Annotated in this window: 13 protein-coding genes and 1 tRNA gene; 7 read left to right on the top strand and 7 right to left on the bottom strand. The window is 66.9% G+C overall.

The genetic code is table 11. The annotated features are described in order from the left end of the window. Positions 1-81: 81 nt before the first annotated feature. The 3 genes from nhaC (at position 82) to AB0I22_RS00370 (ending at position 2,549) form a co-directional block, all read left to right on the top strand. Positions 82-1,584 carry a Na+/H+ antiporter NhaC gene (gene nhaC / locus AB0I22_RS00380; protein ID WP_363128347.1) on the top strand — a complete coding sequence of 501 codons (1,503 nt, stop codon included), beginning with the start codon at positions 82-84 and terminating at the stop codon, positions 1,582-1,584. 126 nt (positions 1,585-1,710) lie between these two features. Beyond that, complete coding sequence (locus AB0I22_RS00375) at positions 1,711-2,127, top strand: prevent-host-death protein (RefSeq protein ID WP_363128346.1); 417 nt, start codon at positions 1,711-1,713, stop codon at positions 2,125-2,127. 158 nt (positions 2,128-2,285) lie between these two features. After that, positions 2,286-2,549, top strand: a complete 264-nt coding sequence (locus AB0I22_RS00370) for a hypothetical protein (RefSeq protein WP_363128345.1) — start codon at positions 2,286-2,288, stop codon at positions 2,547-2,549. Positions 2,550-2,820: 271 nt separating this feature from the next. Here the strand turns inward: AB0I22_RS00370 and AB0I22_RS00365 are convergent, their stop codons facing one another. The 4 genes from AB0I22_RS00365 to AB0I22_RS00350 form a co-directional block, all read right to left on the bottom strand. Further along, positions 2,821-3,225 carry a nuclear transport factor 2 family protein gene (locus AB0I22_RS00365; protein WP_363128344.1) on the bottom strand — a complete coding sequence of 135 codons (405 nt, stop codon included), beginning with the start codon at positions 3,223-3,225 and terminating at the stop codon, positions 2,821-2,823. Positions 3,226-3,276: 51 nt separating this feature from the next. Then, the gene (locus AB0I22_RS00360) at positions 3,277-4,071 is read right to left on the bottom strand and encodes a DUF1684 domain-containing protein (protein WP_363128343.1); all 795 of its coding nucleotides are present in this window, start codon (positions 4,069-4,071) and stop codon (positions 3,277-3,279) included. A 926-nt stretch (positions 4,072-4,997) separates the two neighbouring features. Beyond that, on the bottom strand, positions 4,998-5,828 hold the full coding sequence (locus AB0I22_RS00355) for a PIG-L family deacetylase (protein ID WP_363128342.1): 831 nt from the start codon (positions 5,826-5,828) through the stop codon (positions 4,998-5,000). Between the two features lie 616 nt (positions 5,829-6,444). Further along, positions 6,445-7,233: a restriction endonuclease gene (locus tag AB0I22_RS00350; protein WP_363128341.1), complete on the bottom strand. Its 789-nt coding sequence runs from the start codon at positions 7,231-7,233 to the stop codon at positions 6,445-6,447. A gap of 559 nt (positions 7,234-7,792) precedes the next feature. Between AB0I22_RS00350 and AB0I22_RS00345 the strand changes: the two genes are divergently transcribed. After that, positions 7,793-8,209 carry an FtsK/SpoIIIE domain-containing protein gene (locus tag AB0I22_RS00345; RefSeq protein ID WP_363128340.1) on the top strand — a complete coding sequence of 139 codons (417 nt, stop codon included), beginning with the start codon at positions 7,793-7,795 and terminating at the stop codon, positions 8,207-8,209. Between the two features lie 161 nt (positions 8,210-8,370). On the opposite strand, the gene AB0I22_RS00340 is transcribed toward AB0I22_RS00345, so the two are convergent. Continuing rightward, a tRNA-Gly gene (locus tag AB0I22_RS00340) sits at positions 8,371-8,444 on the bottom strand. A 480-nt stretch (positions 8,445-8,924) separates the two neighbouring features. On the opposite strand from AB0I22_RS00340, the gene dcd reads away from it, so the two are divergent. Next, a complete protein-coding gene (gene dcd, locus AB0I22_RS00335; RefSeq protein ID WP_363128339.1) occupies positions 8,925-9,500 on the top strand; it encodes a dCTP deaminase in 576 nt (191 codons plus the stop codon). Positions 9,501-9,584: 84 nt separating this feature from the next. Next, a complete protein-coding gene (locus AB0I22_RS00330; protein ID WP_363128338.1) occupies positions 9,585-10,082 on the top strand; it encodes a phosphoribosyltransferase in 498 nt (165 codons plus the stop codon). Positions 10,083-10,160: 78 nt separating this feature from the next. On the opposite strand, the gene AB0I22_RS00325 is transcribed toward AB0I22_RS00330, so the two are convergent. Both AB0I22_RS00325 and AB0I22_RS00320 read right to left on the bottom strand, forming a co-directional pair. Continuing rightward, positions 10,161-11,243, bottom strand: coding sequence for a Yip1 family protein (locus AB0I22_RS00325; protein WP_363128337.1), 1,083 nt, complete (start codon positions 11,241-11,243; stop codon positions 10,161-10,163). Between the two features lie 102 nt (positions 11,244-11,345). After that, positions 11,346-11,828 carry an ATP-binding protein gene (locus tag AB0I22_RS00320; RefSeq protein WP_363128336.1) on the bottom strand — a complete coding sequence of 161 codons (483 nt, stop codon included), beginning with the start codon at positions 11,826-11,828 and terminating at the stop codon, positions 11,346-11,348. 184 nt (positions 11,829-12,012) lie between these two features. Here AB0I22_RS00320 and AB0I22_RS00315 point away from each other — a divergent pair, with 184 nt between their 5' ends. Then, positions 12,013-12,921: a helix-turn-helix transcriptional regulator gene (locus AB0I22_RS00315; protein ID WP_363128335.1), complete on the top strand. Its 909-nt coding sequence runs from the start codon at positions 12,013-12,015 to the stop codon at positions 12,919-12,921. Positions 12,922-12,926 lie beyond the last annotated feature (5 nt).

The raw sequence follows: 12,926 nt of genomic DNA, 5'->3' as shown, positions 1-12,926 counted from the left end.
GCGCCGGACCGCCCGGCGGCCGGCTGAACCCTGCCCCCAACCACCCGGAAACGCCCACAACCACCCCGAAAAGAGCGACTCATGCCAGAAACCGCTCCGGCCGAGACGTCCCGGCGCAGGCCGACCTTCCTCCAGGCCCTCACCCCGGTCGTGGTGATGATCGTCCTCCTGGTCACCGGAACGGTCTGGCTGGACATCGCCCCCGTCATCCTGCTGATCGTCGCCGGTACCTTCGCGGGAGCCTTCGCCCTGCGGCTCGGCGTGAGCTGGGAGCAGATGCTGGCCGGCATCTGCCGCAAGATCCATTCGACGATGCCGGCGCTGCTGATCCTGATATCCATCGGGATGCTCACCGGCACCTGGATGATCAGCGGGACCATCCCGATGATGGTGGACCTCGGCCTCCAAGCGATCGACCCGCACTGGATCATTCCGGTGTCGTTCCTGATCACAGCCGTCGTCTCCACCCTCACCGGGACGTCATGGGGCTCGGTCGGAACGGTCGGCGTCGCCCTCATCAGCGTGGCGGGCGGGCTGGGCGCCTCGCTCCCCATGACGGCGGGCGCGATCGTGGCGGGCGCGTACTTCGGCGACAAGATGTCCCCGCTGTCGGACACCACGAACCTCGCCCCGGTCGTCGCGGGCACCAACCTCTTCGCGCACATCCGCCACCTCCTCTACACGACGGTCCCGGCCGCGCTCGTCTCGCTGGTCATCTACTTCTTCCTCGGTCTGACGCAGAACACGGGCTCGGTGCAGGAAACGGGCCACCAGACGCAGGATCTGCTCGACTTCCTGGACAAGTCGTTCACGTTCAGCCCGCTGCTGTTCCTGCCGCCGCTCGTCGTCCTGGCCGGCGCGGTGCTGCGCAAGCCGCCGCTCCCGACGATCATCCTGTCGTCCATGGTCGCGGCGGTGCTCGGCGCCGCGGTGCAGGGCTTCTCCATCAGCGACCTGAGCACGGCCGCGTCCGACGGCTTCAGCGTCGACCTGCTCGCAGGCCACGCCGGGGTCCCGCATGCCGTTCCGGCCGCGGCCGAGACCCTGCTCAACCGCGGCGGACTCGCCTCCATGACGAACGTCGTACTGATCGGCCTCGCGGGCTTCGCCTTCGCGGGCATCATCACCGAAGCCGGCTGCATGGACGTCCTGATGGCCCGCCTGCTCAGGCGCGTACGGCGCACCGGCGGCATCGTGCTGGCGACCGTGGGCTCGTCGGTCGGCGTGGCCCTGGCCACCGGCACCTCATACCTGACCATCCTCATCCCCGGCGAGGCGTTCAAACAGGTCTACGCCGAGCACGGCCTCGAACCCAAGAACCTCTCCCGCACCCTGGAAGACTCCGGCACCGTGATGGTGCCCCTGCTCCCCTGGAGCGAGGCCGGAATGTACATGTCGACCGCACTCGGCGTCGCCACCCTCTCCTACGCGCCGTACGCCTTCCTCTGCTACCTGGGCGCCGTCTTCGCGGTGATCTGCGGCTACACCGGCATCGGCATCGCCCGAAGCAAACCGACCGAGGCGACGCCGCCGACACAGTCGACACAGCCGGAGACCACGCCCACCGAGCCGGCACGGCCTTAGCCTCCGTCACCGTGCGGGACGTGCGTGGCGCCACAGGCGGGCCGAGGAGGGCTGCGGAGGTACGTGACGTATTTGGCGTACGTACCAGGGAGAGGCATCCTGACGGGGAGCCCGAGGGGGGACGCCGTGTCCGCAGTGCACTACGAGAGCTATACCGAGGCGCGCACGCATTTCAAGGACCTCCTTGACGCGGCCGGTGAGGGACGAGTGGCGACAGTCCGGCGGGATGCCGACCGCGCCGCGGTCGTGGATGTCGAGCGGCTGCGTCACTACCTGTCACTGGGCTGCCCGGCGAAGGCCCAGGCTGTTGCCGAGCCCGGGGGCTGGTCGATCTTCATTCCCGGGCTTCCGGTGGCAGCGGACGGAGCGTCCTTCGATGAGGCCATCGGGGAAATGGTCGACGCCCTACGCGAATATGCGGAGGATTGGCAGGACCGCCTGCGTACGGCGCCCGATCATTACGACAGTTGGGGACTGGTACAGCTGATCGCTCTGAGCGACGATCAGCAGTTGGGCGACTGGCTGGTCGGAACGGGCCGGTGAACCGACCGCAGCCGGACCGTGAGCGCCATGAGAAGTTCTGTGCCGTTGAGAAATAGGAGCGAGTACGGGATGCGCGCGGGCGTACCGGTACGCATTACGCCACCTATGAGCTGAGGCCGTACGAGCGGCGGATCCTGCGTACGCGGATCTCCCACCCGGTGGACCGTACGGTCTACGGCGCGGGGATGTGGGGCCACATCCTGCGACACCAGTTCGACGTCTCCGAGGACGAATTCTGGGACTGCGTGCTTGACGGTCGGCTACCGGACCGGGGAGCCCCGGCGGTGCCGAAGGAAGCATTGCCCGTGGATCTGGTGTATTTGCTGATCCATCGGGTCGGCCTCTCGGAGGAGGCGGTAGCCGGTCTGACCAAGGAGGACGCGGTGACTCGGCTCCACCAGTACTGGACCGAAGGAACCTGAGCGCAAGCGGGCAACGGGCAACCCCACCACGCTTGTTCGGCGCAGGTTCTGTTGGTACCTCGGCGCTTGGGTCTGCGGACCCCCTGAAACGTCCGAGATCTGGATGAAAAACAGGCCTTGGCATTCGTACCCATCCCATACGACAACGTCGGTCTTCAAGACCACACCAGGTCTTGAAGACCGACGTCACGCACGGCCCCGGATCTACCGACAGCGTTCTGTACGGGATCGGGTTCTGCCGCGGCCGACCGCTTCGCAGGGGCGGCCGCGATCAGCCCTGGGCGGGGGGCCTGGGCGACGGTACGGATTCGTTGATCGGTACGACGTTGAAGTACTCCTCGATGCGGTCGATGAGGCCGCCGTCGAACCGGAAGTACATCGCCGCGTGCACCTCGCTGCGGGACCCGTCAGTCGCCGTCAGACGGAGTACCTGCTGCTGGAGCACTTCGTCGCGGTCCTGGAACTGCCGCACGACGTCGTACCGGAGCGTGTCGACGTCCGCGGCGAGCCGCTTGAGCAGTTCCATGTTCTCGTCGATCGGCTGGTCGCCGCTTCCGTCGTTGTGCCACACGGTGGCGGTGTCGGTGCACAGGGACCGCATCGCGGCGTAGTCCCGCACCTCCCACTGTCGGAGGTAGTGCACCGCTGCTGCGCGAAGGTCCTGGTCGGATGTCATCGTATTTCCTTTCGGGGTACGCCGGTTGGGGCGAATGTCAAACGGCGAATGTCAGGCGGCGGGGCCGGTCGCGGCGTCGATGACCGCTTCTTCGATGGCGGCTTCTTCTTCGAATTCTTCGAAGACGGGCGCGCGTTCCCCCGCTTCGACGCGTAGGGGGAGGTGGTTCTCCGGGGGCGGCAGCGGGCAGGGGAAGGCCGCCGAAAACACGTGGTGGGGGACTACAGCCCGGTTGAAGTCGATACGGGCCGTGCTCGCGGCGTCCTTGGGCTCGGGCAGGATCAACCACCGGCCCATGCCGGGCGTGTCCGTGCCGCTGGTGCCATCGGTGAACGTGATCAGCAGGGTGTCGCCGCCCACCCCGAACGCCCGGAGCGTGTGCCGCTCGCCTCGCAGATCGAAGACGAAGTCACCAGGGGCCGGGAGGGCGTCGCGCATACTCGGGCTGGTCAGCCGGGTCACTTCCAGGAGACGCCCGGCATCCGCCGGACGGTACTCCGCCTCGACGGCCCAGGCCGGGTCCCACGGCCACGCCTCGATCCCGCGCAGGCCGACGAGAGTGGGCGCGGTCGGATCCCACACGACCAGGACATGGGCTCCCCGCAGTTCCTCTACGGTGCCGCGCCGCCCGCCGGGGAAGGACAGGCGGCTGGCGCTGGTCAGTTCCACGGTGCCGTCCACGGCCTGGTCACCGACGGACACGCCCTCCGCACGGGCCGCGGTCAGCGTCAGGCTCCCCGCGAAACCGGTGGACGTCCACCGCCCCGGAACCTCGGGGACCTCCTGCCCCGGTTCCGTGATCAACCGATAGGCGATGCGGCCCGCCTTCCCGTCCGGGCCCGCCATCTCCTCCCACCGGCTACGACGCCACCTGTCGTAGCCGGTCGACGCTCCTTCGCCCCCGAAGCAATCACTGGACACAGCGTTCTCCCCTCCAATGTGGCGGTCGCTCGCGACCGCCGTCAGGACCCACCGCCGGCCGGGAACCCCCGAACCGGTTCGACGGCCGGTCGAGAGCAGCCGCAGCACGGTCACGGACGGTGGACGGCGGGCCGTCATACGGCGCGTCACCGCGCACGCCCGACTGGTCGCGGACCGACCGGTGGGGTCGGTGGTTCGGATGCTGCGTCCGGCCCGAGTACATAAGCGAAATTGTTTGCCGTTACGGCAAAGCCGGGTAGCGCGCCGCGCTGAGTGACCGTGTTCCCGCATCGACGCGAGGAAGCGACCCCGGGCCCTGTGACTGGGAGTCGTGTACACGTTGGGGGCATGTCCACCCGACAGGAAGCTCCCACCCGTTACTGGGCAGTGCTGCAAAAGGCGTCGGGCACGGAGCGGGCACGCGGTGTTTGATGTGGTGCAGAAAACAACAAAGCTCGGGGCCGTCCGCGGAGCCCTATTTGACCGCTGCTCACCGCCCCTCCTGGCACGCAGTGGCACGGGGGTTGGTTCAAAGTGGTCTGGCTTCGTGGGAAACCCGCAGGTCAGTCAGGCTGCTCCCCGCGCTTGCGGGGATGGACCCAACGACGAGAAGCAGAAGCTCCTTGACGTCCTCTGCTCCCCGCGACTGCGGGGGTGGACCCGACGATGCAGCGCCGAAGGCCGCCGCTACTGACACGTTGTGGCACGGCCCCGCCGTGCCGAGTCCGGGAAGACGGTCGGCCTGGGCAGGGGCTGGGAGCTGGTCCACCCGGATGTGCCGGCCCTTCGGAGGGGGACGGGGCGGGAGGCCGATGGGGCCGGTCCTCCCGCGCCCCGGCCGGACGAGCGGGTCAGCGTAGTCCGGCGAAGAGGTCGTTCTCGGGGATGGCCGCGCCGGTGGTGTCCTGGACGCGTACGAAGGTCTCCATGCCCATCAACTCGCCGAACCGCTCCTTGCCCATCTTGAGGAAGAAGATGTTCTCGCCCTGGCTGGCATGCGCCGCCAGCGAATCGAACTTCTGACCGCTGAATTCGGTGGTGTCCACCCACGTGGTGATCTTGTCGTCGGGCAGGCCGATCTCGGCCAGCGCGGCGAGCTCGGCGGGGTCCGGCTCCGGCATGTCCCCGAACTCACGCATGAGCTCCCCGAACCGCTGCATCGCCGAGTGGGGCATCGTGGTCCAGTAGACCTTCGGTGTCAGGTCGGTCATCTTCAGCGCCGCCGTCGTGATGCGGTTGGCCTGGATGTGGTCGGGGTGGCCGTAGAAGCCGTTCTCGTCGTAGGTGACGACCACATCGGGCCGGTAGTGCTCCATGAGCTCCGCGAGCCGGGCGGCGCCTTCCTCCACGGGGGTCTGCCAGAAGGACCCGGGGGCGTCGTTGCTCGGCCAGCCCATCATTCCGGAGTCGGCGTAGTCCAGCATCTCCAGGTCGCTGATCTTCAGGGCGTCGCAGCTCGCCTGGAGTTCCTGACGTCGCATCAGGGCGACGGCCGCCGGATCGTGCCCGGGATCGCCCGGCTTGGCGCCCCCCGGTCCGTCACCGCAACCGCCGTCGGTACACGTCACGAGAACCGTGCGGATGCCTTCCGCCGCGTACTGCGCGAGGACCCCTCCCGTGCTGGTGGCCTCGTCGTCGGGGTGGGCGTGTACGGCCATGAGCGTCAAGGGCCAGTCAGTCATGGAACAGTCCTCCTGCGGAAATGGGTCTTGGTCCGAGTGCGCGGCGGGCGTACCGCGATCCCGGGGCCGGGCCCCGGGGCCGAATCCTGGTGGGCCGGACGACCTTGTGGTCTCCGTGCCGGCTTCCCCGCCCGTGCGGCGCCGGTCTCTCCGTCGATGCAACCGTGCGGGCCGGACCGGTTGTTCCCGGCGAGGCCGCTTGGCCTTCCGGACGCCGGTGTTCCAACGCGAACGAGGTACAGGCACGACCTGCACGAAGACTTTTGATGCGTAGGTGGCGCGGAGGCGGTGCGGAGTCCCTGAACCGGTTCGGACAACAAACAACCCCCGGGCCGCCGGCCTGGGGGTTTGTCGTGGAGCGGGTGACGAGAATCGAACTCGCGCTCTATGCTTGGGAATCACTGATCATTTGATGGCAACTGCGGGTCTGAGCTGGTCGGATGCTGGGTTTCTGCCGGGTGGTGCGCACAGTGTGGTGCCCCCTGTTGACCGCGCTTCACCGGTCGTTCTGGTGCGATGTGATGCGGAGCCAATCGGCGGGGTGAAACCCCAGGCGCATCACTTCTTGTGAAATCACGTCGCGTCATACGATTCCGTGGGAAGGGGCCTGCAAGTTTCATTGAGAGCCCTTCATCTTGACTGAGATGTCCTCTGTGGAGAACTCACTGGCGAGTTCACGTGGAGTCCAGACCTCCGGGCCGAGTCGTACGCCATCGTCGGTTAGCGCAGGGCGAAAGACGACAAAATGGCGATTCTCATTGTTTGCGCAAAGCATCAAGAATCTAAGCATGCCCTGCTCGACTCCTCGAACGCATGCCTCTGGTGCGCACCGCGCGCGAAAAGCCTCTGCTTGAGGCTTTGAAAAGAAGAGAGGGAAAGCTTCCTCCTGTTCTCCGCTCTCACTCTGCAACGGAATCATTCGCCAAGTTCCGTCAGGCTCTCCGTCATTACCCCCCATTAAGGTCCAAAATGGCTGGCCAGTGGCTGAATTGCCGGGCAGTGCGATCGATGAGATCATCGAGGCGACAACCTGCCCAAGGTGTGGTAGATCCCCACCGGAATAGTGTACGATGCCGTGATCTTCCAGGTACTTTTTCGCCGCTCGCTGAAAGCCACTCTTTGAGATGAAGATCCCAATCGTGCTGGGGAGGTCGCGAATTTTTCCGGCGAAAGAAATTGCCTCATCGCGCTCGACGGGGCGACGAGTGTCCTTGCATTCAATTGCTACTCGATGGTGAACTCCTGCGACGTCAAATTCGTAGAATACGTCAATGTTGTAGGTATTTCCGTGGTTGTCCCGCACGGTGGCCCTGCGGGCTACGGAGATATTCTCTCCCCTGTTGTTGAGTAGTGTTTGGTAGACGAACTGGATATAGCTTTCGAAAGTTTCTCCGGAGTTCGGCATCTTGGGCGCTCCCCTGCTGGTTTCTACTCGGCTCTGCCCGTGCTGACGCTAGCGGTCGACACTGGCAACCTTGCCGTGACACTGCGGTCGGCGGAGCGGCTTTGGGCAAGAGTTGCTTTGGCGCGAGGGGGCAGGGGGCCTTACGCGCGCCAGCGGATCGGGCAGCCTCTGCCTGCCCCGAGGCGGCCTGAGTCCTGTAACCGATCTGACGACGCTGATGGAGGTAGGCGGCTCTGCGACGGCTGCGGCTGGCGGGGCCGCCTACCTCCGGGCCCGGCACCCCGCTGCGTACTGGCCGACCGTCGGCCTGCCGGTCGTCGCCGTGCGGCTGCTCAGTACGTATGGGTCCGCCATGGACTCCTGCGGCCTGACCGTCCCGCCCTCCCGCCTCCGCGCCTGGGCCACTCAGGCACTCACCCGCCGGGAAGTCCGGCCGGTCCCGCTCTGCCGGGGCGTCCTGCGGCCGACGGCCACCGGCTTACGTGTCGGCTCCGGCTCGCCTCCGACCAGGGACCGGCCGACGACGACGCCTCCGCCGAACCCCTGGGGAGTTCACGCCGTGCACGTGAGGGTCGTCAAGCCCGGCGTGGTCGACCTGGGGCTCGTCGGCTTCGACATCCTGCGAAAAGTGCGCATGCCGCGCGAGATCGGCGGCGACTTCCTCAAGGTGCCGGTGGAGATGCGGGAGGACGCGACGCCCTTCGTGCGCGACTACCGGACCACCCCGCACCAACTCACCCTCGGGGCCACCCTCTCGGGCAAGTCCATGTTCCTGCGCCATCTGATCACCGGCCTTGCCTGGCAATCGGTCGCGCAGGTCGGGATCGACTGCAAGCGCGGGGTGGAACTGGCCCCGTTCGCCCCATGCCTGTTGGCCCCGGCCGCTGATCCCGCACAGGCGGCCGACATGTTGCCCGTCCTCATCCGGCTCATATCGGAGCGGGGGCGCGCTGATTTACCAGCACTCGACGAGTGAGTGGTGAAGGACGTGGCGACCGGCGTCGACGCACGCGTACGCGCGGATGAGGGAAGGGCGTGAAGGTCGGAGCGACGCTGATGTTCAGGCATCTGGCACGCGACGCCTAGCGTGGTCCGGACGACAAACAACCCCCGGGCCGCCGGCCTGGGGGTCTGTCGTGGAGCGGGTGACGAGAATCGAACTCGCGCTCTGAGCTTGGGAAGCTCATGTTCTACCATTAAACTACACCCGCACGGAGCCCCGTGAGCGGGGCTTCGTACCGTCGCACACTGTACCCCATGGCCGCCCCTCGGCGCATTTGCCGTGGGGTTTTGTGCTGTGTGGGGGGAGGGGGATGCGGCTGCGGGGTGCGGGAGTTGGGGCGTACGGTGTGGGCGCGGAAGTCGGTCGGAGTGCCGCGTGTGAGTGCGCCCGAGCCATCCCCTAATGTGGCTTTTGTCTTTCACGTACATGGGGAAAGGGACTCGATGGAGCGCACCGTCGTCCGTTGTGCCGAAGGGCACGTGTTCAGCACCGCGTCGTTCCCGATGCAGCACCTCAACGCCGGACGGATCGGCCCTGGGCGGCTTCTGCGCTGTCCGCGATGCGCCCGGCTCCGGCACTCCGTGCCGGTCGCTGCCGAGGAGCGATAGCCAAGAGAGAGCCGCGTCTGGGCGGCGCGCGGGCCCGGTCCGATTGGGCCGGGCCCGCGGCGTGCGCGTACCCTCGTGGCGTGCTTCTCTCAGACAAGGACATCCGGACCGAGATCGACAACGGCCGGGTGCGTATCGAACCGTACGACGAGTCGATGGTGCAGCCGTCGAGCATCGATGTGCGGCTCGACCGCTACTTCCGGGTGTTCGAGAACCACCGGTACCCGCACATCGATCCGGCCGTCGAGCAGCCGGACCTGACGCGTGAGGTCGTGCCGGAGGGGGACGAGGCGTTCATCCTGCACCCCGGCGAGTTCGTGCTCGCCTCCACGTACGAGGTCGTCACCCTCCCCGACGACGTCGCCTCCCGCCTCGAAGGCAAGTCCAGCCTCGGCCGCCTCGGCCTGCTGACGCACTCCACCGCCGGCTTCATCGACCCCGGCTTCTCCGGGCACGTCACCCTTGAGCTCTCGAACGTCGCGACCCTGCCCATAAAGCTGTGGCCCGGCATGAAGATCGGCCAGCTGTGCATGTTCCGGCTGACGTCGCCGACCGAGTTCCCGTACGGCTCCGCCAAGTACGGCTCCCGCTACCAGGGGCAGCGCGGGCCCACGCCCTCCCGCTCCTTCCAGAACTTCCACCGCACCCAGGTCTGACACCGCAGGCATCGCAGACACCGCAGGCATCGCAGACACCGCGGACACCACGGACATCGCAGAGGGAACAGGTAGAGCACGGCAGTGAGTGACAAGCGCGAGAACCTTACGTATCCGCTCTTCGGCGAGGCCATCCGCGAGCTGGCCCAGACCGTCGCCGACGACGGCTACGAGCCGGACATCATCCTGTCCATCGCGCGCGGCGGCCTCTTCGTCGCCGGCGGCCTCGGCTACGCCCTCGACGTCAAGAACCTGCACGTCATGAACGTCGAGTTCTACACCGGCGTCGGCCAGACCCTCGACCTGCCGGTCATGCTGCCGCCCGTCCCCAACGTCGTCGACCTCAGCCGCAAGAAGGTCCTCGTCGCCGACGACGTCGCCGACACCGGCAAGACCCTCAAGCTCGTCCACGACTTCTGCGCCGGCCACGTCGCCGACGTGCGCTGCGCCGTCATCTACGAGAAGCCGCAGTCCCTCGTGAAGTGCGAGTACGTCTGGAAGCACACCGAGGACTGGATCAACTTCCCGTGGAGCGTCGAGCCGCCCGTCGTACGGCGTGACGGCCAGGTTCTCGACGCTTAAAGAGTACGTACGGAACGTACGGAGGGCCCGGCTGCCATTTGGCGGCCGGGCCCCCGTGCGTACGGATCGGGCGTCAGGTCAGAACGTGCCCAGCTTGATGATCGTCAGCAGCGCCACCAGCTGGATCGCCGACGCCGCCAGCGCCTTCGGCCACGGCAGATCGTGCGACTTGCTCACCATCGACGTGAACAGCGCCCCCGCCGCCAGCCATGTCGCCCACCCCAGCACCTGTACGAACGGGCTGTCGCCGCCCAGGAACATCGCGAACAGCAGCCGCGGCGCGTCCGTGATCGACATCAGCAGCATCGACAGCCCCACCGTCGGCTGCCACTCCCCGTCACCGCCCAGCTGCCGCGCCAGCGTGTGCGTCACCGTGCCCAGGATCAGGCTCGCGATGACGACGATCACGGCCGTCGTCAGCACCCACGGGATGCTGTTGGACAGCGTGGCGTTCAGCACATCCCGGCGCGCCTTGTCGAAGCCGAAGACGGCGAGCAGGCCGTAGATGAACGTGACCGTGATCGCGGTCGCCCACATCTGGTGATCGCGCATCTGCCAGAACGTGGCGCTCGGCCGCAGCACGATGCCGCTCAGCAGGTCCTTCCACGGCAACCGCGGACCGACGGGCGGCGGGGGCGCCTGACCGGCCTGGTAGGTGTTGCCGCCGTCGTAACCGTCGTCGTTGTACGGGCCCTGGTTGTACCCGCCGTCGTTGTACGAGCCGTCGTTGTACGGGGCCTGGCCGCCGTACGGGGCGTACGCGCCCGGTCCCTCTCCCACGCCGAACTGCTGGGTGTGACCAGGGTTGTCCTGACGTCCCTGTCCCTGCCCTTGACCTTGCCCCTGCCCCTGCCCTTGGGTCTGGCCTCGGCCGTAGTGCGGGTCATGGGGTCTGCCCGGCCCCGGGCCCGATCCCGGACCCGGCCCTTGCCCGTACGCCGTCGGCGGGCCGCCGAAGTACTCCGGCTCGCCATGGCCCCCCGACTGCTGCCACTGCTGGCCCTGGCCGCCGCCCCCACCTCCCTGGTGGCCGTCGTACGGACCTTGTCGCCGCCCATACGGCGGTTGCGCCGGGGGTGGGTTCTGCTGCTGCCCGGGGCGCTGCTGCCCTTGCTGTGCGGACTGGGAGTCCCGTCCGCGTCCGATCCTGAATCCAGCCACGCTTTCGAACGTACCCGTTCTGTCGAACCACGGTGCCGGGCCTGGGCGGACAGCCCGGCATTGCTGCCGAGCTGTGACATCCCCTAAGGGAAAACTGGGGGTTCAAGCGCTGGTCAGGTACCTCGGCACGGTGGTGGCCAGCGGTCCCTCACCCGTCAGATCGCACCATACGTACTTGCCCTTGAACCCGAAGAACTCCTCCCCGAGCCCGTACCAGCCCCAGTCGTCCGAGCAGAGCGTCACGAGCTGAAGCCCACGCCCCGTTTCCTCGTCGGTTGCCTGTGTCGCCTCCGCCGTCTCTGCTGCCTCTCGGAGGTGGGGAGGCGTCGGGTTCGTGTCCCAGACCCCGATGCGAAGTTTTCCGTGCGACCACCACAGGCGCATCGATGCCGGCCCGTCCGTATGGCGGAGCGCGTTGGACAGCAGTTCGGTCGCGAGCAGTTCGGCCCGGTCGATGAGATCGGGGAGGTCGTGGAGGGTGAGCACCGCCCGCAGGGTCACACGGGCGATGGCCGCTGCGCGGGTGTCGTGCGGGACGTAGAGGGTGTAGTCCCAAGTCTCTTCTGAGTGAGCGGAGTTCGTCATACGGGCCTCCGTGCCGTGGGGGGTGTGCGCCGTGCGGTGGCGTTGTCGCGACCCGCGCTGGACGCGCGGGCACGGTGCGCTTCCGGCTTATCGGTGAGCACTGTGCGGGTAGCGCGTTACGTACAGTAGGGCCTAAGGTTCTCCCGTCGCAAGCTTAAGACTCGTGGTTCCTTCGTAGGTGTGAATGGACCCAAGTGCCGCAAGCGCGGCAGACTTTGTCCAGCTACGGAGAAGGGAACGCATGCCGCCGAGGAGACAACCCACCGCACGTCAGGAGCGGCTGGGCACGGAACTGCGAAAGCTGCGTGAGGCGGCAGGCATGACCGCGCGCGAAGCCGCGGGGCTGCTGGGGACCAACCCGATCCAGATGAGTCAGATGGAGTCGGGGCGGGCGGGGATCAGCGAAGAGCGCTTGCGTCGGCTCGCGTCGAACTACGCCTGTGCCGATAGTGATCTGGTCGACGCGCTGGTCGCCATGGCAATGGAGCGTGGGCGCGGGTGGTGGGAGGAGTACCGGGGGGCCATGTCGTCGGGGTTTCTCGATCTGGCCGAACTGGAACACCATGCACGATTCCTGCGCACGATAGACATCGTCAACATTCCTGGCCTGATGCAAACTGAGGAGTATGCGCGGGCGGTCTTCGGGTACTTGGTGCCTCCGATGCCGCAGGGTGAGATCGATTCTCGTGTCGCGCACAGGATGCATCGGCGTGTTGTGCTTTCAGGGGATGCCCCCACCGAATACAGGTCTGTGATCCACGAAGCGGCGCTGCGTTTCAAAGTGGTGGACAGCAAGGTCGCCCGTGCTCAGATCGAGTTGGTCCTTCAAATGTCCGAGTGGGAGAACGTCACCGTACGCGTGATTCCTTTTAGCGTCGACGGCTTCGCTGGGGCCAACTGCTCCATGCTTCATGCGGGCGGCCCCGTTCCGCAGCTCGATACTGTGCAACTCGACGCACCCCTTGGTGGGGGCTTCCTGGACGCGCGATCGCAGGTCGCGAGGTTCGGCAGTCTCTTTCGCAAGGTTGAGGCGGCTTCGCTCGGAGTTGAGGAGTCGCGGGACTTCCTGCGGCAAATGGTGAACGAACTGTGAGAGGT

The organism is Streptomyces sp. NPDC050610 (assembly GCF_040654875.1).
Taxonomy (GTDB): Bacteria; Actinomycetota; Actinomycetes; order Streptomycetales; family Streptomycetaceae; genus Streptomyces.
This window is presented reverse-complemented; position numbering and strand designations above follow the sequence as displayed.

What these genes read in the sequence shown, in the direction of transcription:
- AB0I22_RS00320 (WP_363128336.1), bottom strand. Translation starts at nt 11,828, where the DNA reads ATGACGAACTCCGCTCACTCAGAAGAGACTTGGGACTACACCCTCTAC.
- AB0I22_RS00355 (WP_363128342.1), bottom strand. Translation starts at nt 5,828, where the DNA reads ATGACTGACTGGCCCTTGACGCTCATGGCCGTACACGCCCACCCCGAC.
- AB0I22_RS00360 (WP_363128343.1), bottom strand. Translation starts at nt 4,071, where the DNA reads ATGGCGGGCCCGGACGGGAAGGCGGGCCGCATCGCCTATCGGTTGATC.
- AB0I22_RS00365 (WP_363128344.1), bottom strand. Translation starts at nt 3,225, where the DNA reads ATGACATCCGACCAGGACCTTCGCGCAGCAGCGGTGCACTACCTCCGA.
- AB0I22_RS00315 (WP_363128335.1), top strand. Translation starts at nt 12,013, where the DNA reads ATGGACCCAAGTGCCGCAAGCGCGGCAGACTTTGTCCAGCTACGGAGA.
- nhaC (WP_363128347.1), top strand. Translation starts at nt 82, where the DNA reads ATGCCAGAAACCGCTCCGGCCGAGACGTCCCGGCGCAGGCCGACCTTC.
- AB0I22_RS00350 (WP_363128341.1), bottom strand. Translation starts at nt 7,233, where the DNA reads ATGCCGAACTCCGGAGAAACTTTCGAAAGCTATATCCAGTTCGTCTAC.